The sequence below is a fragment of the Paenibacillus sp. IHB B 3084 genome (genome assembly GCF_001447315.1).
Taxonomy (GTDB): domain Bacteria; phylum Bacillota; class Bacilli; order Paenibacillales; family Paenibacillaceae; genus Paenibacillus.
Map to the genome: position 1 here is coordinate 4,190,472 of NZ_CP013203.1, position 19,336 is coordinate 4,209,807.

25 protein-coding genes are annotated in these 19,336 nt (G+C 43.0%); 20 read left to right on the forward strand and 5 right to left on the reverse strand.

What is annotated here, in order from left to right:
* Positions 1-35: 35 nt before the first annotated feature.
* The 4 genes from ASL14_RS19695 (at position 36) to ASL14_RS19710 (ending at position 2,439) form a co-directional block, all read left to right on the forward strand.
* Positions 36-776 (forward strand): hypothetical protein, encoded by a 741-nt coding sequence (locus ASL14_RS19695; protein WP_134913149.1) that lies wholly within the window; start codon positions 36-38, stop codon positions 774-776.
* A gap of 22 nt (positions 777-798) precedes the next feature.
* Positions 799-1,155, forward strand: a complete 357-nt coding sequence (locus ASL14_RS19700; RefSeq protein WP_134913150.1) for an ASCH domain-containing protein — start codon at positions 799-801, stop codon at positions 1,153-1,155.
* Positions 1,156-1,309: 154 nt separating this feature from the next.
* Complete coding sequence (locus ASL14_RS19705) at positions 1,310-1,675, forward strand: hypothetical protein (protein ID WP_134913151.1); 366 nt, start codon at positions 1,310-1,312, stop codon at positions 1,673-1,675.
* A 146-nt stretch (positions 1,676-1,821) separates the two neighbouring features.
* Positions 1,822-2,439, forward strand: coding sequence for a restriction endonuclease (locus ASL14_RS19710; protein ID WP_223264046.1), 618 nt, complete (start codon positions 1,822-1,824; stop codon positions 2,437-2,439).
* A 420-nt stretch (positions 2,440-2,859) separates the two neighbouring features.
* Here ASL14_RS19710 and ASL14_RS19715 read toward each other — a convergent pair whose 3' ends face one another.
* Both ASL14_RS19715 and ASL14_RS19720 read right to left on the reverse strand, forming a co-directional pair.
* A complete protein-coding gene (locus ASL14_RS19715) occupies positions 2,860-3,852 on the reverse strand; it encodes an IS4 family transposase (RefSeq protein WP_223264047.1) in 993 nt (330 codons plus the stop codon).
* Positions 3,853-3,914: 62 nt separating this feature from the next.
* Positions 3,915-4,496 (reverse strand): hypothetical protein, encoded by a 582-nt coding sequence (locus tag ASL14_RS19720; RefSeq protein ID WP_134913152.1) that lies wholly within the window; start codon positions 4,494-4,496, stop codon positions 3,915-3,917.
* 534 nt (positions 4,497-5,030) lie between these two features.
* Here ASL14_RS19720 and ASL14_RS19725 point away from each other — a divergent pair.
* The 12 genes from ASL14_RS19725 (at position 5,031) to ASL14_RS19775 (ending at position 12,765) form a co-directional block, all read left to right on the forward strand.
* On the forward strand, positions 5,031-5,489 hold the full coding sequence (locus ASL14_RS19725) for a hypothetical protein (RefSeq protein WP_134913153.1): 459 nt from the start codon (positions 5,031-5,033) through the stop codon (positions 5,487-5,489).
* Between the two features lie 15 nt (positions 5,490-5,504).
* Positions 5,505-5,840, forward strand: a complete 336-nt coding sequence (locus ASL14_RS19730) for a helix-turn-helix domain-containing protein (protein ID WP_134913154.1) — start codon at positions 5,505-5,507, stop codon at positions 5,838-5,840.
* A gap of 104 nt (positions 5,841-5,944) precedes the next feature.
* Positions 5,945-6,421 carry a hypothetical protein gene (locus ASL14_RS19735; RefSeq protein ID WP_134913155.1) on the forward strand — a complete coding sequence of 159 codons (477 nt, stop codon included), beginning with the start codon at positions 5,945-5,947 and terminating at the stop codon, positions 6,419-6,421.
* Between the two features lie 89 nt (positions 6,422-6,510).
* Positions 6,511-6,672, forward strand: coding sequence for a hypothetical protein (locus ASL14_RS27455; protein WP_189338184.1), 162 nt, complete (start codon positions 6,511-6,513; stop codon positions 6,670-6,672).
* Positions 6,660-7,211: a hypothetical protein gene (locus ASL14_RS19740; RefSeq protein ID WP_134913156.1), complete on the forward strand. Its 552-nt coding sequence runs from the start codon at positions 6,660-6,662 to the stop codon at positions 7,209-7,211. Before ASL14_RS27455 ends, ASL14_RS19740 begins: the two co-directional genes overlap by 13 nt.
* A 15-nt stretch (positions 7,212-7,226) precedes the next feature.
* Complete coding sequence (locus tag ASL14_RS19745; RefSeq protein ID WP_134913157.1) at positions 7,227-8,123, forward strand: DUF6744 family protein; 897 nt, start codon at positions 7,227-7,229, stop codon at positions 8,121-8,123.
* A gap of 38 nt (positions 8,124-8,161) precedes the next feature.
* Positions 8,162-8,521: a DUF4258 domain-containing protein gene (locus ASL14_RS19750; RefSeq protein WP_134913158.1), complete on the forward strand. Its 360-nt coding sequence runs from the start codon at positions 8,162-8,164 to the stop codon at positions 8,519-8,521.
* Positions 8,522-8,591: 70 nt separating this feature from the next.
* Positions 8,592-8,891: a hypothetical protein gene (locus tag ASL14_RS19755; protein ID WP_134913159.1), complete on the forward strand. Its 300-nt coding sequence runs from the start codon at positions 8,592-8,594 to the stop codon at positions 8,889-8,891.
* Positions 8,892-8,991: 100 nt separating this feature from the next.
* Positions 8,992-10,077 (forward strand): AAA family ATPase, encoded by a 1,086-nt coding sequence (locus ASL14_RS19760; protein WP_223264370.1) that lies wholly within the window; start codon positions 8,992-8,994, stop codon positions 10,075-10,077.
* Between the two features lie 3 nt (positions 10,078-10,080).
* Positions 10,081-11,448: a VWA domain-containing protein gene (locus ASL14_RS19765; protein WP_134913161.1), complete on the forward strand. Its 1,368-nt coding sequence runs from the start codon at positions 10,081-10,083 to the stop codon at positions 11,446-11,448.
* A gap of 56 nt (positions 11,449-11,504) precedes the next feature.
* Positions 11,505-12,512, forward strand: a complete 1,008-nt coding sequence (locus tag ASL14_RS19770; RefSeq protein ID WP_134913162.1) for a DUF262 domain-containing protein — start codon at positions 11,505-11,507, stop codon at positions 12,510-12,512.
* Positions 12,505-12,765 (forward strand): hypothetical protein, encoded by a 261-nt coding sequence (locus tag ASL14_RS19775; RefSeq protein WP_134913163.1) that lies wholly within the window; start codon positions 12,505-12,507, stop codon positions 12,763-12,765. The genes ASL14_RS19770 and ASL14_RS19775 overlap by 8 nt, the downstream gene beginning before the upstream one ends.
* An 89-nt stretch (positions 12,766-12,854) precedes the next feature.
* On the opposite strand, the gene ASL14_RS19780 is transcribed toward ASL14_RS19775, so the two are convergent.
* On the reverse strand, positions 12,855-13,208 hold the full coding sequence (locus ASL14_RS19780) for a hypothetical protein (protein WP_134913164.1): 354 nt from the start codon (positions 13,206-13,208) through the stop codon (positions 12,855-12,857).
* Between the two features lie 279 nt (positions 13,209-13,487).
* On the opposite strand from ASL14_RS19780, the gene ASL14_RS19785 reads away from it, so the two are divergent.
* The 4 genes from ASL14_RS19785 to ASL14_RS19800 all read left to right on the forward strand — a co-directional run bounded on the left by ASL14_RS19785 (position 13,488) and on the right by ASL14_RS19800 (position 16,989).
* Positions 13,488-14,588, forward strand: coding sequence for a hypothetical protein (locus ASL14_RS19785; protein ID WP_134913165.1), 1,101 nt, complete (start codon positions 13,488-13,490; stop codon positions 14,586-14,588).
* Between the two features lie 370 nt (positions 14,589-14,958).
* Complete coding sequence (locus ASL14_RS19790; protein ID WP_134913166.1) at positions 14,959-16,110, forward strand: cysteine desulfurase family protein; 1,152 nt, start codon at positions 14,959-14,961, stop codon at positions 16,108-16,110.
* Positions 16,111-16,244: 134 nt separating this feature from the next.
* The gene (locus ASL14_RS19795) at positions 16,245-16,766 is read left to right on the forward strand and encodes a PRC-barrel domain-containing protein (protein WP_134913167.1); all 522 of its coding nucleotides are present in this window, start codon (positions 16,245-16,247) and stop codon (positions 16,764-16,766) included.
* Positions 16,767-16,776: 10 nt separating this feature from the next.
* On the forward strand, positions 16,777-16,989 hold the full coding sequence (locus ASL14_RS19800; RefSeq protein WP_025682187.1) for a hypothetical protein: 213 nt from the start codon (positions 16,777-16,779) through the stop codon (positions 16,987-16,989).
* 215 nt (positions 16,990-17,204) lie between these two features.
* Here ASL14_RS19800 and ASL14_RS19805 read toward each other — a convergent pair whose 3' ends face one another.
* Both ASL14_RS19805 and ASL14_RS28235 read right to left on the reverse strand, forming a co-directional pair.
* Positions 17,205-18,635 carry a methyl-accepting chemotaxis protein gene (locus ASL14_RS19805; protein WP_223264371.1) on the reverse strand — a complete coding sequence of 477 codons (1,431 nt, stop codon included), beginning with the start codon at positions 18,633-18,635 and terminating at the stop codon, positions 17,205-17,207.
* Positions 18,620-19,177, reverse strand: a complete 558-nt coding sequence (locus ASL14_RS28235; protein WP_223264048.1) for a PDC sensor domain-containing protein — start codon at positions 19,175-19,177, stop codon at positions 18,620-18,622. The genes ASL14_RS19805 and ASL14_RS28235 overlap by 16 nt, the downstream gene beginning before the upstream one ends.
* Positions 19,178-19,336 lie beyond the last annotated feature (159 nt).

The window sequence follows — 19,336 nt, forward strand, 5'->3', positions numbered from 1 at the left end:
TAAAATGAATTTCAAAATAGGAAGGAAGAATGAATATGGAAAATGAAGCAAAAGTAATTTTAAATCCCGATCAAAAAGCAGTTGCTCTTAAATCAACAAAGGATTTGTTCTTTGCAGTAAAGCAGCTCCACGATTGGATCGCTCAAGATGAATTGACAAAAGAGATGGCAGGAATCCTTCCAAACTTGATTGAGAGCCATTTCACTGACGTTGCAAATAAGCTGGATTACAACAGTAAATTGATTGAAGAGAAGGAGAAACGGCATCAGGAAATTCGGAGGGCTAACACTCGAATCCGGGAACTGGAGAAGCAGTTGGGTGAACAGAAGCCTGTTGATGGACTATCCGAGCAATTGGAGCATTTGTCCAGAATTATCTCGGATTGGTGGGATGAACATGGGTTCCATCATGTATCCGAACCCAGATTCACCAGTTCGGGAATTTTCATTGCCAAGTTTTCATTTATGCTTGAATATTTGAATCGTTATAGCGATACACCTGAGACAGATAAACAGAACCGTAAGCAGCGCATACACGAACTTATAGAGGAAGGCTGGGATATTATCTCCGAAGATGGTGGACGTAGCCCGAAGCTGGTAGATAACGATAACAATCGTTCCAGACTCGTCAGGCTGATTAAATCCCGTTTCCCATCAGCCAAAATTGTCAGAACAAGAAATTGGTGTACGGATGATGAAGATAGGTTTGTATACCGGGATATTGAGGTGTACATCTACAATCTGCACGATATACCGAAGCAAACCGAAGTGGAATAAATTAAACGAGGAGGGTATAACCATGAACGGATTGATCGTAAAACCGAAGTGGGCTGACCTAATTTTATCCGGCGCCAAAATATGGGAGATACGTGGTAGACGGACTATGAAGCGCGGCACGATTGGTATTATCAAAAGCCGCAGCGGTAATGTTTACGGTCAAGTCGATCTTGTCGGCTGCATTTCTCTTACGATGTACGAGTGGGCAAACAATAAAGAAAAGCACCTTGTAAACTATGCAGACATCGACTACGCCACACCGTATGCGTGGGTGCTGCAAAACCCGATCCTTTACTCGGAGCCAATTCCATATAGGCATCCACAAGGTGCAGTCATTTGGGTTAATCTGCCGGATAATTTGACAGAGATACGAGTATGACAGCAAAGTGCATAGGATGCGGCAAAGATGTACCCGACTATAATCCGGAGTTTTGTTGTGATAGTCAGAATTGCGGCTATATGGGATTGCCCATAAACCTACCTGCATGTATTCAGGAGGTCATGCGTAATTTATATTCAGGGGAGGATAATGCATGAAGGAAGTACAGCAGATGAAAGAATCGGAATTGAATATCTCACTTGAGGTGCTCCTTGGAGCCAAAGAAGATCGTCACCGTAAAGGTAATATTCTTAAAGGCACATACTCCCTCTCACCAAGAGATTATGCAACTAATCCTGGCGATTCTCTGGAGATCCAAGAATCGGCTATAAAAGTTGATGCCAAACTTTATATAAAGAATCTCGTCATTGTTAAGTGGGGCGAAGAAGTTTATTATCAGGAGTTTTCAATTTTTGAGGTAATCGACCTTAAAGGAATCGCTATTTTACTCAACGCCAGCCCACGAGAGCGAGCTATGGCGGTATACCTGACTTTGAAGGAAATCTATTTATCGTTATAGGTGCATGAAATCGAGCGAGAGGGGTACGCACTGCTGATGCAGAGTAGTGCGTACCCCTCTCGCTTTTTTTGTTATTAAGCAGGAATAAAGTCCCATTTGTCGAATTTACATGAAAAACCATGTTATATGCGCTTGGAGGACTGGAAATGGCAAGAAGAAGGAAGAGTAAGGCAGGACAGGAAGAGGAGTTTTTCAAAGCTCTAGCTGCAATGGCAATGCTAGGTGGAACTGTAGGAGCCTATTCCCTGACAAAATCGTGGCAAGCTTCCTTGGTAGTTGGATTCCTTGGAGTAGTCGGTGTTATTGTTTTGATGATAAGTATTGAGCGTAAACGAGCTGAACGTCTGAAGAGGTCTGGTATCGGACAGATTGATAAGATGGAAGGGGTGCAGTTTGAACAGTATCTTGGTCACTTATTCCGCTCTCAAGGATACAAAGCCGAGGTTACACGTGCTGCTGGTGATTTCGGAGCCGATTTGGTTCTATCTAAGAATGGTAGACGGATTGTTGTGCAGGCTAAACGTTACAGCAAAAATGTGGGTCTAAAAGCTGTTCAGGAAGTTCAGGGAGCACGCGCTCATTACAAGGCATCAGAAGCCTGGGTCGTAACTAACAGCAAATTTACCCAGCAGGCATTCCAATTAGCTAGATCGAATGGTGTTAGATTGATTGGGCGAGAAGAACTGGTAGAGATGTTGCTTCAGATGAAAGAGAGGATGTCACCATCCAAGAAGGTCAGCACCAGCACGAAGACAAGCGCTTAAGTGAATTAGTATGTGAACGATTGTGATATCCGGAATCGTACCTACTTTAGGTGAAGTTGCTCCTTCATTGGAGCTGCTTTTTTGACTTTTGCGCTAAGTGATACACCATTATTACTAATGGTTGTTTAACCATAGGGGGCTGATGTATGAAAGGTTTTGAAGAATTTTCTATCTTGAATAATGAGAAAAAAGAAAATATTTGGAATAAAGCTTTATTTGTATTTGACGCTAATGTTCTACTCAATCTCAATAGCGTTGCATAAACGTAACATAATTAATTATTAATTTTCTAATAATCCACGATTTATAAAATTATTACATTTACTTCGATGCTCTCAACGAAAAAAAGTAACAGGTGCTTGAGAGCAAGTAATCCAGTCCATTTGGTATTTACTGTAAAACAAAGATTGGTGTTGCTTTTTAGCTCTTGGAGACTTTTTGGCGCCCTTTGGAGCTTCGTAACGGTTTTCGGTGGACGACTTCTCTAAACTCACTCCAATATCGAAACCTCATGACTTTGAGCAATCGTCCGACTTCCCGTAATGACTTTGAGGTGGATAGCTCCAGATTGGTCAACAGCAACAGCGCATAAGCGATCAAACAGATCCAAATTTGATTCCAGACGGCATGTTCTTGTTCGCCATAAAACCGGGTCAACTTCAAGTGCTGCTTGATCCATCGGAAAAAGGTTTCTATTTTCCAGCGGTTGCGATACAAGTCACCTATTTCTTCGGCTGTCAGATCAAAGCGATTCGTTAAAATGCGGATAGCCTTTCCCTTTAAATCCGTAGTTTCAATGAGCCGAAACACCATGTTCGTCTGCTTCTTGCCTTGACCGAGCTTCACCATATGGTCTCTTGTCATGAGCGAATGTTCCGGCACGTTAAACTCTTCCAGGGATTCGACGATGGCGTTATCCTTGAGCCTGGTGACAAAGAAAATGCCGTCCAGGCTGTACTGATTGAACTTCGCGTAATCTAAATATCCACGATCGAACAGGTAGGTTACGTGCGTTTCATCAATGAGCGAATCCATTTCCGTACGGTCGGCCGGTTTGGCTGAGGTCAGGACGGCTTTCTCCGGATAGACGGTGTCTGGATCGCAAAAGGCAACACGTAAATGAAGCTTGATCCCGGCTTTGGTTTTTCGGTACTCAGCCCACTTGTATTTACTCAAACAAAGGCTCACTGTTGTTGAATCGAGCAGTTTTACGTTTCCGATCCGAGAACAATCGGGCTGACTCTGCTTCGAAATCTGACCGACCAGGTCACAAAACAACTGCTGAAGAAGTTCTGGCGATACCTTGTTATTTTTCCGGGAAAGCTGAGAGGTGCTGATGGAGTCCATTCCAAGTTCGCTGTGGAACCCTTCATGATGCTGAATATCGGCCACAATATCTCGACGGATTGTCAAACCAAGTGCGACAATCTTTCTTAAAAAAAATTTTGGAGATTCAATAGTTGCTTAGTATAATGTCACATTTGATAACCCTTTGCATTTTTATGATCATCTATTAAGTATTTGTTCTGCATTAACTTTGATTTTAGTGACACGAATTTTTTCCATGCTTCTATGGGCGATTCTTCAAAGCAGTAATAATTAGCGAGGTTTATTGCGAACCACATATCATCTGGCTTTTCAAGTTGATTGGAAATTCCAATAAATATAGGCTTACTCAAGGTATTGGCAATTCCAATTTCTGCAATGGTTCCGTAGGCATCTCTTTTGCTAAGCCAAACAAATACTACATCTGAATTCTTTATCCAATTAGTACACTTATTTATTACATCATGACGTTTAAATCGTCGATTTGGCTCTTCTCCATCTTCCGCAAAATTCCCTGTCCCACAGCCTTCACTGATAATCCCAACACCGTGATTACCTTCACCATGAAAACATCCATGATCACAGGAAATAAAGAAAGGACCATTGTAAGTAAGTCCGTCAACGACTGACATTTTTGAGTCAAAGAACTTTGAGTTTCCACTTCGTAAATCTGTGAATATTGAATGTCTCCAATCATTTTGTTCTATTTTCCCTGCTAAATAAACTTTCACCAAACTCATCCTCCTCATTCTCAAACCCTACTTGAAAAAAACTTTTACCGTCTATTAATACTAACAGATGTTACCGATTTTGTTCATGAAATAATAAACAAAAATTATGGACGAGCCGTTCAGGCGCTTTTTGGCGTGATCTACCCGGTAGCTTGCCAACTTGGATAATCCGGATCATTTGATTTGAATTCCAAAAAATATCTGCTTGTATCCCAATTGAAAAAAAGGTACAATAAATACATATTTATTATACCTTACACTTCCATTCGCTGGAGATAAAGGCAAGTGTACTACCCTCGATCCTGCTGACTTTCTGTATGGAAAGGAAGAGTGAGGTTAAAGCAGGCTAAAAGGTTTGTATTTCCCACACTCTCAGTTGCCAGAGAAAAGGGAGAGGGTATCGAAAGAACTCTGGAAAAGTTTTGTTAGGGTAATTTGTTTAAATGAATAATGCTATTCAAAGCCGATTTTTGCATGAGTTTCTCATGCGGAAATCGGCTTTTTTGCGTTTCAAAAAAGTGAAGGGATGGTATAATGGAGACAATCATTTGGTTCTTGAAAGATGAAGAAGAAAATGTTCCAGTTAAGCTTTGCTTGCAACAACTGATTCGACGAGCAGAGACTGATGCAATCTTTGCACAATTGGTGGAACTTATTTTTCAGGCTCTTGAGTTTTTGGAGAAGTGGGGAATTTTACATTCTACGAATGAGTTTTTCATAACTCCAATTAGTGGGAATTCCTTGTACAGCATTAGAATTGTAAAAGAGCTGAGGAATCACCCACCCTTGCTTGAGTTTCGTGTGAACTGGCGAGGGGCAGGAGCATTTCGAGCTGTGTTTTTTAAATATCATTTCAAGGATATTCAAGTGCTGGTATTTACTCAAGCGACAATAAAGACTCACACCTTCTCACAGGAATTCGAAAAGCTCATTAAAAAGTCGGAAGTACAATACATTGCTTTTATGAAATCTCCAGAGAAATACATTTTTTAAAAGGAGATGAAGCTGATGAGTAAGCACAGCCATTTGAAAAAGGATTTTGAAGAGATGAAGAAACTGGTCAGGAAACTTCCCGGAGCTGCGGACTATTTGGACGGCCCCGAAGTTGCTGTAGGTCAGATGATCTTAGCAAGACAACTGGAGTTGGGATACAATCAACAGCAGCTTGCTGATTTGGCGGGAGTTTCTCTTGAAGACGTTACGGTCATTCAAGCAGGAATGACACATCCAAATTTCGGACACACTGTTCGGCCGGATTCTTTGGCTAAAATCTTCAAAGCATTAAAAATTGTTGGAGTGCGCCCTATCATTGATGAAGAGGCTGCTACTTCCATGACACACTAAGTCGAAAAAATTGAATTCTGTTACTTCAAAGCCGATTTGCATGGACATTCCATGTAAAAATCGGCTTTTTTGCGTCTTATTAAAAATTGAGAGGATGAATAACGATGTTCAAACTATTTAAAAAACCAGAAAAAACAGTTCAAGAGGAAGTCACCTCGTTTCTCCAGCAAGAGAAGGAACGTCGTAAAAAGGCTGAAGTATTCCTGCATATGATGCTGGATGTCTTCCCTTATGTCATGGAAGAAGTTTGGGGCTTGTCAGACAACAAAATTGCCGTTGGCGATACTGTCCTATTTAGAGTAGATACGAAAGTGTTTTATGTGCTGAAAAATAAAAGCACTAATCTGGATGTGCTGACATTGCGAGGTCAGGCATTTTGGCAAAGCGTGCAGGAAATTATGAACTTTGCTCATGATCTGCTGGAAGACATCCAGCAGCGTGAAGCTGGTCGGAACCAACTGCTTTTCAGTATGGAGCAGTTAACACAGCGCATGAAGGAAAGTTCCGTAGGCGTTCAAAAGCCCGTTCAAAAGACATTTGCTCGCATGGAGCCTCAATTTCTGAGAGCTTCTGAGAACTAACTGAATGAGTAATCCAAAGTAGAGAATCCGAACAAGTGCAATCTTGCTTGTTCGGTTTTTTTTAATTTTATTAAAGGGAGAGATGAAGTATGGCTTTCAAAAGTTGGATGTTCTCCAGTTGTCAGGTTCCCTACAGTATTGAGCGTGTGTTTATGATTTACATGCTTGGAGGAATGACTCCTTCGGAATACTGTCAGCGAGTGAGCTACTTGCTTGAAGTTAAGGAGGCGAGACAGGATTGGAAACTCTGAGACTTAGTTATGATCCGTTGGCGCTTGTACGAATCGTACTCCAGCGTCATGTTGAAGAAACCATTGAGGGGAAATTTTACAAAGCAAAGCAATTTGCTTGCTATGACTACCTATCGAACTTATCCGATGAAGCTCTGGAGGAACTGCTAATTGAGTATATGAAGCGTCACAATCTTGAAGTTATAACCTTAGCTGATTGGCGACGTGATGGAAAGTTGATTTTCGACATTATTTTTGAAAAGCCGGAGTACCAGCAGTTGGAAATCAACTTTAAGAAACAGGGCTTTGGAGCGACTGGCCTTGGCGTATTCGACGTCAAAAGCAATATATTTTATGACTGCGAATTTGTTCGACACTGGTCTACCATACAACACATTGTAAAGGAAGCTTATCCCCAATACCGCGGAGCATTACAAAAGATGTACATGAACGAGAACCTTATGGAATTTGAGGGGATCAGCCGCGATGAGTTAGAGCGCTTTATTACAACTAATTTTGAACTATGTGGTGGTTCTAAACAAATTCAAGAATACCTTTGAGAGGGATGAAAAGTGATGAATTCCATTTTAAAAGACATAGCTGCGGTTAAGGCAGACCATGAAAACGTAATTGGGCATCTAACGTGGCATTCACTGTCTGAGATGTTGATTACCCCAAATGAGCTGAAGGACAAACTTATTGCTTCAGGCATGGGTGAGGGTTGGATGCCCAATGAGATTCGCCTTCCAGATGCATTCAGGAGAGCAACCAGCGACAAATTCAAACGTGAGGTAGCTCCCGGTGTGTATGAAAATTACATGTACCGAGAGGTTGCTTCTACTCATGATTTTGTACAGCGTAATTTGGTATGCGAAACCAAGGATACAAAAGGCCGAAGGCTGGACTACCATAGCGATGCTGGGTCAGTCGTATTGGATCGGAAAACGGGAAAAGTAGATACGCGATATGTTACCGCTATAGCCCAGCAACTGGTAAGTAGTGCGGCTCAACGTTTTGACATTTATCGACAGCATTATGGTGCGACAACGCTTCGTACTCTTTTTTCAAATATCCTGAAAAGTATGTCACCTACGCCAGTTAGACCGAGTGGAGGGATTTACTTCGTTCCGAAACAATTTGAGTCTCAGCTCCAATCATTAGTAGGATTCGTTACTTCCCTCGAAAAAGGGGAAGCGGAAAAGATACCGTTGATTGATACCAAGGATATGAAAAATATGATTACCCGCAAATTATCAGAGCATCTTCAAAGCACCTTGGAGGCATGTGAAGCCGGAGTGATTAATCAGCTTCGAAAAGGGGATTTAAAAGTCATTTTGGACGAAGCGAAACGCATCGTGGAGGATTACAAGCACTATGAATTTATCGTTACAGGCGATCTGCGAGAAATGGAGCAAAAATGTCAATTAATTCGTCAGAAAGTGGCTGCTGCGCTCAAGAATATGGCTGATTAAAAATTAAAACGTTATTTCGATAACAGAAAGGATACAGGATGGAAGGACAAGCCTATTTGCAGTATTGGCCCTTAATTAAACAGGTACTCCAGGATCATATTGATTTGGATAAGGTGCGATATAGCCAACATGCTGGAGAGCGCATGGAAGAGCGGGGAATCTCAAAAAAGATGGTGGAGTCCATCTTGTATCATCATGACCCTACCGAGATGCATGAAGCCAGAAAATATCCGTTTGGCGAGCAACCTTATATGAATGCTGACCCAGTATTGACTGTAGTAGGGGCGTATGAGAATCGGAAGATTGCCATTGGACTGGCTGTGAAAAAAAGGAATCAAGGCATTTTGTTTGCTATCGTGACGGCCATATTTCCTGAACATGGGCGGCATGTGCAGTAGCCTTCAAATGCTTTTCTGCTTTGTTTTGGTGTATAATAACTACATTCCAAAACGGGCGGTGAATTTTAATATGAAAGGAAAAAAAGACATGGTCATTGATAATGTCAAAACCCGAAATTTTCCCTTTGAAGTGATTGATGGGGAAGAACACTATCCTTTACACTCTGCCGCAGTAATTGAAAGTATTACGGGACAAATTCCCGATGAGGTGAAGCCTTCCGTGACCATTGATTATGACCAAATTCCTGAGGCCTACTTCAAGAGGATGAAGCTGGAATTGGGAATCCGTTCTGTTGATCCCAAGCAAGCTTCTCATTTTGAACAGAGGCTGCTGGAAACGTTGGATCAAGAGGGAGCCTTTACTAAATAACATGATTCATAATATACAAACACAGAGCTGATGACTTCCGTACAGGAAGCTTCAGCTCTTTTTTTATTACATGGAAAGTGGAGGGATTTTCGTGAAAATTATGGACATTCAAAAAGAGTTGGCAGTTCAATTTGCAGAACGTGAAGAAGTCATTGAGGGCTTGATGGTGGCTATGATTGCTCGTCAACATGCTTTGTTGATCGGCCCCCCTGGAACAGGAAAAAGCGCCCTTGTTAGTGATTTGACTAAGCGCATTACGGGGGCAAATTACTTCCAATGGCTCCTGACACGTTTTAGCACTCCTGAAGAGTTATTCGGCCCCGTTTCCCTCAAGGAACTGGAGCAAGGGGTATACAAGCGCAATACGAATGGCAAATTGCCGGAAGCTCATACATCATTCCTAGATGAGATTTTCAAGGCGAACAGTGCCATTTTGAATGCACTGCTGACGCTCATCAATGAACGGATATTCTATAATGATGGTGCGCCAGCACAAGTTCCACTCATGTCACTGATTGGAAGCTCAAATGAGTACCCAGAGGAGGGAGAGGGTCTTGAGGCACTGTTTGACCGTTTTCTACTGCGTTATGAAGTCAATTATATCGGAGAAGACCAGACGTTCATTTCCATGCTAAAAGGCTCTACATCCAATCCAGTGAATATGACTATTGAGGAGCTGTATCAACTGCAATTTTTTAGCGACACCGTGACCATCCCAGATGAAGTATATGATGTACTTAGTAAAATTCGCAGAGAGCTTCGTGATCTCGGCATTCAACCTTCAGATCGTCGCTTTAAGCAGACTCTGTCTGTGGTTCGGGCGAAAGCGGTATTAGCCGGGAGGAACCAAGCTATTTTAGAAGACCTGCTGATACTTAAAAATAGCCTGTGGGAGAAGCCGGAGCAACGGGATCAGGTAGCGAAAATCGTTCGGAATCATGCTCAAGATGCAGTAAAGACACGTTTGGAAGAGGTTGGAGTAGAAATAAGCGAGATTTTGGATAACCTCAATAAGTCCAACGATTCTACGGATGCTGCCCTCGAAGCGACGAAAAAGATTAAGACATTAATTACTGAGCTTAAAAAGCTGCAAAAGAATAACCCTAATCGTTCCGAGATTGAACAATCTATTGCCGTAACTCAACAGTCACTGAATGACATTGCTTCTCAAGTATTGGGAGTGTAGCCGATGAGGGAAACAATGAATTCCGTTTTAAATACAGACTCCTATGATCGTAGACGCTTTAGTCAGTTACTGGAAATGTCTGACAAGCTCAAAGAGATTGAAAAATTGGGGAATAAATATTTCCCCTCTTTTCAGCCTTTGATGGGCGATCTCTGGGCGGGCTTATTTAAAATGAAGCCTGAATTACTGGAGGGAGTTCCGGCCGAATTGGAGATGAATCATCAGCTTATGGAGAAAGTGATGGCAGATGACGGATATTCAGATTTTCGTGAATTCACTCGCCTGGATGACTTTGCAGCCGCACTTGGGACAACGAAATATAGCGAGACAGTTCTTTGCTGGGTAAAGGAACAGGCAGATCAGAATCAAGAGATGGCAGATGCTTTGCAACAACTTATGAATGGAGAACAAGGCGCATCTCAGCAAGCAGCGGAGGCGTTGTCCGCAGCCCTGAGTCAGAATGGTAAAACCTTATCTCGTATGCTCTCTCAAGCTGCACAGGAAGCTATGGAAGCCAAAGAGAACGTACAATCTCTTTTGGGTGGAATGCAGGCTGGAAGTGGTGATAGTGAGTTGAAAAAGGTTCCATTGAAAGATCAATTGCTTCTGGCTGAAAAACTAAGCCGTGATAAAAAGCTACGGGAGATTGCAGCATGGGCCGGGCGTATGAAGGTAATTGCCAATCGTAAACAACGTTCTAAACATAAAGATTCGACCAGTCGCAACGGCATCCGTCAAGGGAAGGACATTGAACAATTGCTGCCAATGGAGCTTGGAAGTTACGCCAGCCCGATAAGCAAAATGGATTTCTTACGTCGATATGCGGAAGGTCAAACGCTTCAGTATGATACGAAAGGGCATGAGCAGCTTGGGAAAGGGCCGATTGTTCTTTGCCTAGACCAATCAGGAAGCATGAAAAATCAGGACACCATCTCTAAAGGATTTGCTCTTGCACTGATGAGCATTGCGCGGAAACAGCGAAGAGATTTTGCCTGGATTCCATTCTCCTCACATGCTTCTGATCCCATAATTTATGAACGGGGGAAAATGGGCGTTCAGGATATGATTCAACTTGCAACGGTCTTTTTGAATGGAGGCACAAGTTTTACATCACCATTGGAGAAAGCAGCCGATGTGATAAAGCGAAGTCGGTTCAATCAAGCAGACATAATCTTTGTGACAGACGGTGAATCTCGTGTCAATGGCGAATTTTTAAATACATGGAATGAGTTAAGGGAGAAGAAAGGTTTTTCAGTACTATCCTTGTTACTTGGCACGGAGTCGATCCAGGGAGTAAGGGGATTTTCAAACCGAATTGTTAAAGCCTCTTCATTTAAAGATGAATCTGTATATCAAGCTTTTGAAGTATGACGAGAAACAGGACAGAATCTAGCTGTCCTGTTTCTTTACTTTAGGGAGGATTATTTATGAAAAGATCAAGTATTCAGCGAACAACAAAAAGCCTTTTAAATATGAGAGAGCGTATCCGTTTTGACCTACCGTTTCAGCGCAACAGTGTGTGGAAAAATGATCGTCGCTCGTATCTTGTAGACTCGGTCATTCGGGATTGCTACATTCCAAACATTCTCGTTTGGGACAATGGGGACGGGTATATCTGGGTCATTGATGGAAGGCAGCGATGGGAGTCCATCTTTTTCTTTGCCGATGGCAATTATAAGTTGAGCAAGGGGACTGCGGATTTCAATGGCGAGTCAATTGCCGGCAAGCGGTATGATGAATTATCTTCCGAGGCACAATTTGAGTTCCTTACGTACAACTTCACGATGACGGAATTTCGGGAATGCAGCTTTGAAGAAGTGGAGGAGATGTTTTACCGGGTGAATCAATCCGTACCTTTGACTTCCACGGAGAAGACGAGAGTCAAAGTGGGTCCTGCTGTCCGTGAAATGGTGCAGGAGTTGGGACAGCATTTATTCTTTGAGAAGATCGCCTTTACCAAAGCAGATCGCAATCGGTATGTGGATGAGCAACTCATCTGGCAGTTCATTGCTTCGGCTTCCAAACAAGATATTGATTTTGGAGGAGCGAGCTTGAATCAGTTTATCTCAAATCTGGACGAGGTTCCAGCCCCGGTTACGGAGTTGGTAGAGCATAAGATTGACTTCATGGACGCAGCATTTCGAAATTGGGATCAGGCTAAACGAAAGGTATTAAAGAAGGTTCATGTTGGTAGCCTGTTTCAAGTGGTGGACTATGCGCTTGAGCATGGATGGTCGGAGGATCAGTTTGAAGCTTGGACTGAGTCTTTCCTAATTGACCGATATTCCGTCGATAGCCCATACGGTCAGATTTGCCAGAAGGGAGCGACCAGCAAAGGATTCGTCGCTAAGCGATTGGACTTGATGTTGAAAGATATGAATCAGTTTCCGTTGCAGTTGGAATTGCCACACTCGCCTATGGATCACGATGCTTGATCGAGCTGATGTGTTCAAGCAAGGCGATGTTGCAACGACGGACTGGAAACGTAAATTGTCCAGATGGAAGTTTTGGACGCTGTTGGCCACATTGGTAACGAGCTTGCTTACTGCACTTGGAGCTAGTAACGACACGGTTATTCAAGTGACTGGTGTTATCGGTACGTTCGGTGCAGTGATTGCTTACATTCTGGCTGAGACTTATGTGGATGCTAAGGCGATAATTGACGATGTGGAAGTAGACAAGACCTAGTTTACCAATTTTGCCATTAGCCGAACGGCTAATAAGTACTCAGTAAAAAGCAACCCCCTTCAACTTTAAAAGGGGGTTGCAAAGTCTTGCTACCGTGTAGCAAGAGGTTGAAATGTCTGAAATGATGGATGTGGCTGATGTGTATCAATTATCTTAGTTAAAGTGATTGGTACTTGATTGATGAACAATCTAACTTCGTTATGCTGATCATCATGAATTTGTACCTGGCCTATCCATGGAATGACAACAGTTGGGCACATTTCAGGAGGAGAGTTGTATTCAATGAATACTCGTGCTTCCCCTGGATCTACAAAGTATTGAATATTACCTCCAGGATATTTATCAACAATTCTCGCGCTGTCACATGACCTTGGTAAATTAGCTGTAACCAAAACTGTGATGGTACCTGCTGCTCTAAACGCAATAAAATTTGTAATTTCCACTGTATATGCTCCCTTTTTAGAATTTATGATGCAATAATAATATGGGAATCTCTTGAGTATAATATTCATGGAAAATAATGATTATTGGACTGCGAAGTGTATTAGGATATGGTCTAAAGACTAAAAGACACTCCTGTATTATTTACAAATACTCTACCCTCAATTATACTGATAACAACACATACGGAAGCACCGTTGTGCAATCCGAAAGCATCGGTGATACCCTGCTGGCTACGCTGGTGGGGTGTTTTTACTTTAATTATCGTTAGGGGGATAGTCATGGTTAATTTAGACACCATTCAAGATTTTAGAGATCAGGTAAATGCTAATTCAAATTATACTTTGTATGCTTATCGCAACAAGAACGGGAAAAATTATTGGAACATTATTTGCGCTTGTATGGATTGGATTGATGTAGGTGTAGAATATATGAATGGGTTTTCCTTTGATAGAAAAAAATTAGGAGCAAGGGGATTAGAAGTTTTTACGTACATATCAGCTATTGATATTGTATGGGAATCCATTCAACAATTACATAGGGCGATAATTGATGAGAAAGAAGTGCCCTTTAGTGGCGAAAAAGATGTTTTTATTAATGATGTACTTCATAAGGATGACAACACCTATTTTAAGCATGTACGTGCTGTATTTGGCGCCCATCCTGTTAATCTAAGTAAAGATAAAAATAATGATAAATGGTTTGCAAGTTGGCCGACTTCTGGAATACATGAGAAATATGATGTGGCTATATATCTCTATAATGTAGACCCAAGTAAAGATGATATTCTATTCGGTTTTAAATTTGCTGAATTAAATAAATTTTTTGCAAAAAGATATAACCACCTGTTTTACTTGGCGAAAAAATTAGAGGAACAATATCAGGACTATAAATCAAGTCTTATTTTAAATGGGATAAGAACGACCACAAACATTGAAGATCAACTGGATATTCTGGAAGATGAATTAAACAATAGATTAAGTAACGATTACTTTGAAAATTTAGTGGATCGGATAAAAAGAATTTACAAAGCCAACGTTACTAATGAAAATAACCGAGGGATTATTGAAGATTACAGGGGAAAAGTAAACAGAGTAGTAGAAGAGCTTACAATCAAGATGCAGAACTTAGATTATACAGACCTTAAAATGGACCATATTGTTTATTCTAATCATCCACAAGAGATACATTATGAACTCTCCAAATTATTTGAATGTTTGTATGGATACCGTAAAGATGAGGCTTATGAATATTATATTGAGCGGGTATCTAAATTTTTAAATTCTTATGTCCAAATTAACAAAACAATGAGTGCAGATGAAATACTTTTACTACTTCATGTTGGGTTATACAACTACTGGAACAGTGTTGAAGAAAGTTAAAGAGCCACTTATAATAAGTCAGACACGCGTCATATCGTCATTCTGGAAAGCTGAGATGGTGATCAAAAGATCATCATGCCCACAGTAGAGAGGTATTTCAGAAATTATTAGACCCTAGCAAGAGTACCATTGCTACTCAGAGTACCTGAAATACAATTGTAGAAAATAGCGACTTGTGTGAGGATAGAAATAGATATTGAATTACAAAAAAATCACATGAAAAATCACAATTTCGGCGAATACCCGCGGATTTCTGCGGTTGAGAATGCTCTCACAAAAACTTTTACAGTGCATTATATTAGGAAAGAAGTATATAATTGAAGTTCGGCGATACTAAGAACTACATGTTTTACATTTGAGGTGAATCGACATGAACAGAATTTATCTGGATCATGCCGCATCGACTCCTATGCATCCTGAGGCTGCGCAGACTATGATGGACATCATGACCGGCCAATTCGGCAACGCTTCAAGCGTTCATGCCTTTGGTCGGGATGCCAAGCGCACCGTCAGCGCTGCGCGGGATGCCGTTGCGGCCTCTTTGGGCTGCAAGCCTGAAGAAATCATATTTACAAGCGGAGGGACAGAAAGCGATAATCTGGCCCTGTTCGGGACGGCTACGGCAGATGGCCGAACTTCCGGCCATATCATTACGACAGCCATTGAGCATCATGCGGTGCTTCATGCTTGTGCTGAACTCGAAAAAGCGGGTTACGAAGTGACCTATGTGCCAGTCAATAGCTTTGGGCGCGTCAATCCAGCGGATATAGAGGCTGCGATTCGGCCGAATACTTTTTTGATCAGCATGATGTATGCCAACAATGAGGTAGGCGTAATTCAACCGATCCATGAGGTGGGGCAGATTGCCGGAGAACATGGCATTGTATTTCACGTGGATGCGGTTCAAGCTTACGGACATATACAGATAGATTGCCAGAGCCTTCCGGCTGATTTGCTTAGCGTATCCGGTCATAAGATCAACGGCCCGCAAGGCGTTGGAGCTTTGTATATCCGTCAGGGTACACGTATCCAGCCTTTGATGCACGGGGGACTTCAGGAGAAAAAACGCCGTGCAGGGACGGAAAACATTGCCGGAATTGCAGGCTTGGCTAAAGCAGCTTCTCTTGCCAACACCTCTATAGAGGAACGTTGGACGCTCGATATGAATCTTCGCCAAACGCTACTCAAAGCACTGGAAGACACTTTGGGCCGAGACGCTTTTGTAATCAACGGCGACCCTGAGCATTTTTTACCGAATGTTCTGAATCTCAGCTTCCCGGCTATCGGTACGGAGACCATGCTGATGAATCTGGACATGGAAGGAATTGCAGCAGCCAGCGGTTCAGCTTGTACATCCGGGTCCTTGGAACTGTCGCATGTATTGCAGGCGATGGATCTTCCTGAAGATGTTTTGAAATCAGCGATTCGGTTTAGCTTCGGTTTGGGTAATACTACGGAAGAAATGGAATACACGGCCAAGAAAATTGAAACCATATGGAAGCGGCTGCGTACTAGGTACTAGGGATTTCTCCGCACTTTAATAAGAAGGGAGGGGCGGTTTTCCATTTCATTGCATGAACGGAACCAAGGTCTGACACGCATGAAGGAAAAGGACCGCACCTCCGTTCGGATTGCAGAATGAGGAGGCACCCTATTATGAAGCTTCAGGATATGATCGGACTTGCCGTTTTTGATGTTGAGGACGGGAAGCAGATTGGTAAAATACACGATTTTATGGTGACGGCTGATTGGAAAATTACAGGGATCGAGTTGGAGGGTAAGGGCCTTTTTTCATCTCAAGTAAAAATGGTGGCTTGGGATGACATCGTCGCTTATGGCGAAGATGCAATTATGATTCGCAATCAGCAGGCTGTCCGTAAAACGGAGGCCAATGATATACAACATACGTATTTGCTTGGACCCGGTAAGCTGAAGGATTTATCCGTGCTTACAGAGGAAGGACTTATGCTCGGACATATTTCGGATGTTTATTTTGACCAGGAAATGGGCAATAACATAATAGGCTTGGAAATCAGCGATGGTTTTGTATCGGATATTATAGAAGGGCGGAAATGGCTGCCCTGCACCGAAGAAATGTCCATCGGGGAGAATGCTGTTATGGTGCCCCCGTTAAGCGAGCAGCGTTTGGAAAAAGCCATATATTCTGTTAATGGATAGGGTGAGTTTATTGAGATGTCCGAATTGTAATTCCAAAGATATCGGCAAAATCGGCTCCCATCAATTTTATTGTTGGGGATGCTTCATCGAACTTCAAGTGAATGGTGAAAAAATGTCCGTCTACCAAGTGGAAGAGGACGGTACGCTCAGTTCGCTGGACGACCTGTTCTTTGGAGATGACATGGCACAGCAGGACCTGCCGCAAATCCATGCTTCTTCCTAAGTTCACTCTGGAGTAGGGACAGGCAGTCCATCTAATGTGGTGTGGACTATACCGTTCGGCAGATGAACGGATAACAGATTTGACCATACTAGATGAATAACGAAGAGGGTGATTCCCGATGGCTATAATAGCCCGGGAGTCACCCTCTTTTTATATAGATTCCTGTCTGGATAGATAGCATGCTGTTTATCTGTTTTTTAAGCAGCAGAAGTGTTTTATAGCTTAAAGCGTTTGACCTCTTCCAGCAGCAGGTCTGCGTGCGAGTCAAGTTTGGCGGAAAGCTCGGCAATATTGTTCATGGAGTGCCCTTGCTCCTGCACGGAGGAAGCCACTTCCTCGGTGGAAGCTGCGCTTTGCTCAGAAACGGCGACTACGCTGGAAATGACATCGGAAATATGTCCGGCGTTTGTACGGAGATGACCAGCCGCAGCGGATACGTCCTCAATCTGGGTAAGCATATGCTGAGAAGCTCCCCGTATGGACTCGAACGCCTGTCTCGTAGCGGTAGCCGCATGCTCCTGTTCTACTGTTACAGCGAGAGCCTTCTTCATTTCCTCTGCGCTCCGCAGTCCCGCAACCTTGATTTCCTCTAGCTTGTGCATGATGCTGTCACTGGAGCTTCCTGCTTGTTCAGCCAGCTTGCGTACTTCCCCGGCAACGACGGCAAAGCCGCGTCCGTGTTCCCCGGCGCGGGCTGCTTCAATGGAAGCATTTAGCGCCAGCAGATTGGTCTGGGCTGCGATATCATGGATGGCCCCGGCCAGCCGTTCAATATCCTGTGTTTTCAATGTGAGCGAGTCTACAGCTTCACCTACAGCGGTTGTGGTTTGTCTGGACTCGGCTGCAAGCTTCGCTTGACGCTCCGCTGTTTCGTACCCGGCCAGCACGGCCGAGTCCGTTTCCAGCACGGCGGCTTGGGTTCGCTTGACGCTTTCACCGATCTGGTCGATGGAGCCTGTCATATTCGACAGCTTTTCAGAGCCGGAATATACGGCCTCGGCCTGATCACTTGCTCCTTGAGCAAGCTCCTGAACCGCACTGGATATTTGTGATGCAATGGTACCGGTATCCTTGGCGTGCTGGTGCATGTCATGAGAAGCTGAGCTGACCTCGCCAGCCGTATCTGCCACTTTGCGCAGTAAGTGAGAGAGATTATCCGACATGATATTAAAATCTGTACCCAAGCTGGCAATTTCATCTTTGCCCTTAATATCCACACGTGCTGTCATATCCCCTTCAGCAATCCGCTTGACGTTCGCTTGAAGCCTCCGAATCGGCTTGATAAAGCTATTCGCCGCCCAGACCGCCAAAAGCATGGCAACAACGAAAATAATAGCTACAGTAATCAACAGTTGGTTACGAGTGGAGTAGTACTCCTGAAAAGCAATATCTTTTGAAATAGACAAACCTACAATCCAGCCTGTGCTAGGCATTTTCTTAAAATAAAGCTGGCGATCACTGCCATTGTAATTGTAGTCGGCTTTTCCCGAAGGGGCGCTGAGCAGGGCCGCCGTTGATGAACCCAACTCGGACGTATCCTTGAGATTTTTACCAGCCAGCTTGCTGTCCGGATGCGCGACGACAACTCCATTCTGGTCTATCAGAAATGCGTAGCCTAATCCGTTCAGGTTTATGTTTTTAATGATTTTGTCATGTCGTTTAACATAATATCTTCACTGATCACCCCAGTGATAGAGCCATTGGAGTCCTTGAGAGGCTTTGCAATGGAAATGGTGAAATCCTGGCTTCCTGCATCAATGTACGGTGAGGAATAATACAATTCCCCCTTGGTTTTGGCATCCTTATACCACGGACGTGTGCGAGGATCGTAGCCCGCATCAGACCAGCCGGAGCCATCCCAGTAGGTTCCATCCTCAAATCCTGCATAAATGTTAGCGATACTTTGATCCTTATAGTTTTGAAAGGCCGCCTTTAGAGAAGCTATTTTGGCATCTGGCGGAATATTGCCGGATTCCAGACCTGCAGCTAATGTCTCGATAATTTTGGCATTGCTGCTTGTCCATCCGTCGAGCTGATTGACGGTTTCGGTGGCTTTACTGTTCATAAGCTCTTGTATGTCACGGTTGGCCTGATTTTTAATGCTTGTCATGCTAATGACGGACAAAGGCCCAGCTGCAACGATAACAATACAGGTGAAAAGGAGAATAAGCTTCATTTTTAAGTTCATGTAACGACCCCCAATGATTCAGAAATGTGAAAGCTCAAATAGTTCTTTGTACTTATATCGTCAGATAGAATGACTTTGTTAATCATTTTCAATTGTTTTCATTCCTTCTTCATAATCATTATTTAAGGCGCCTCCACAGTTATGGGAAGGATTAAAGTA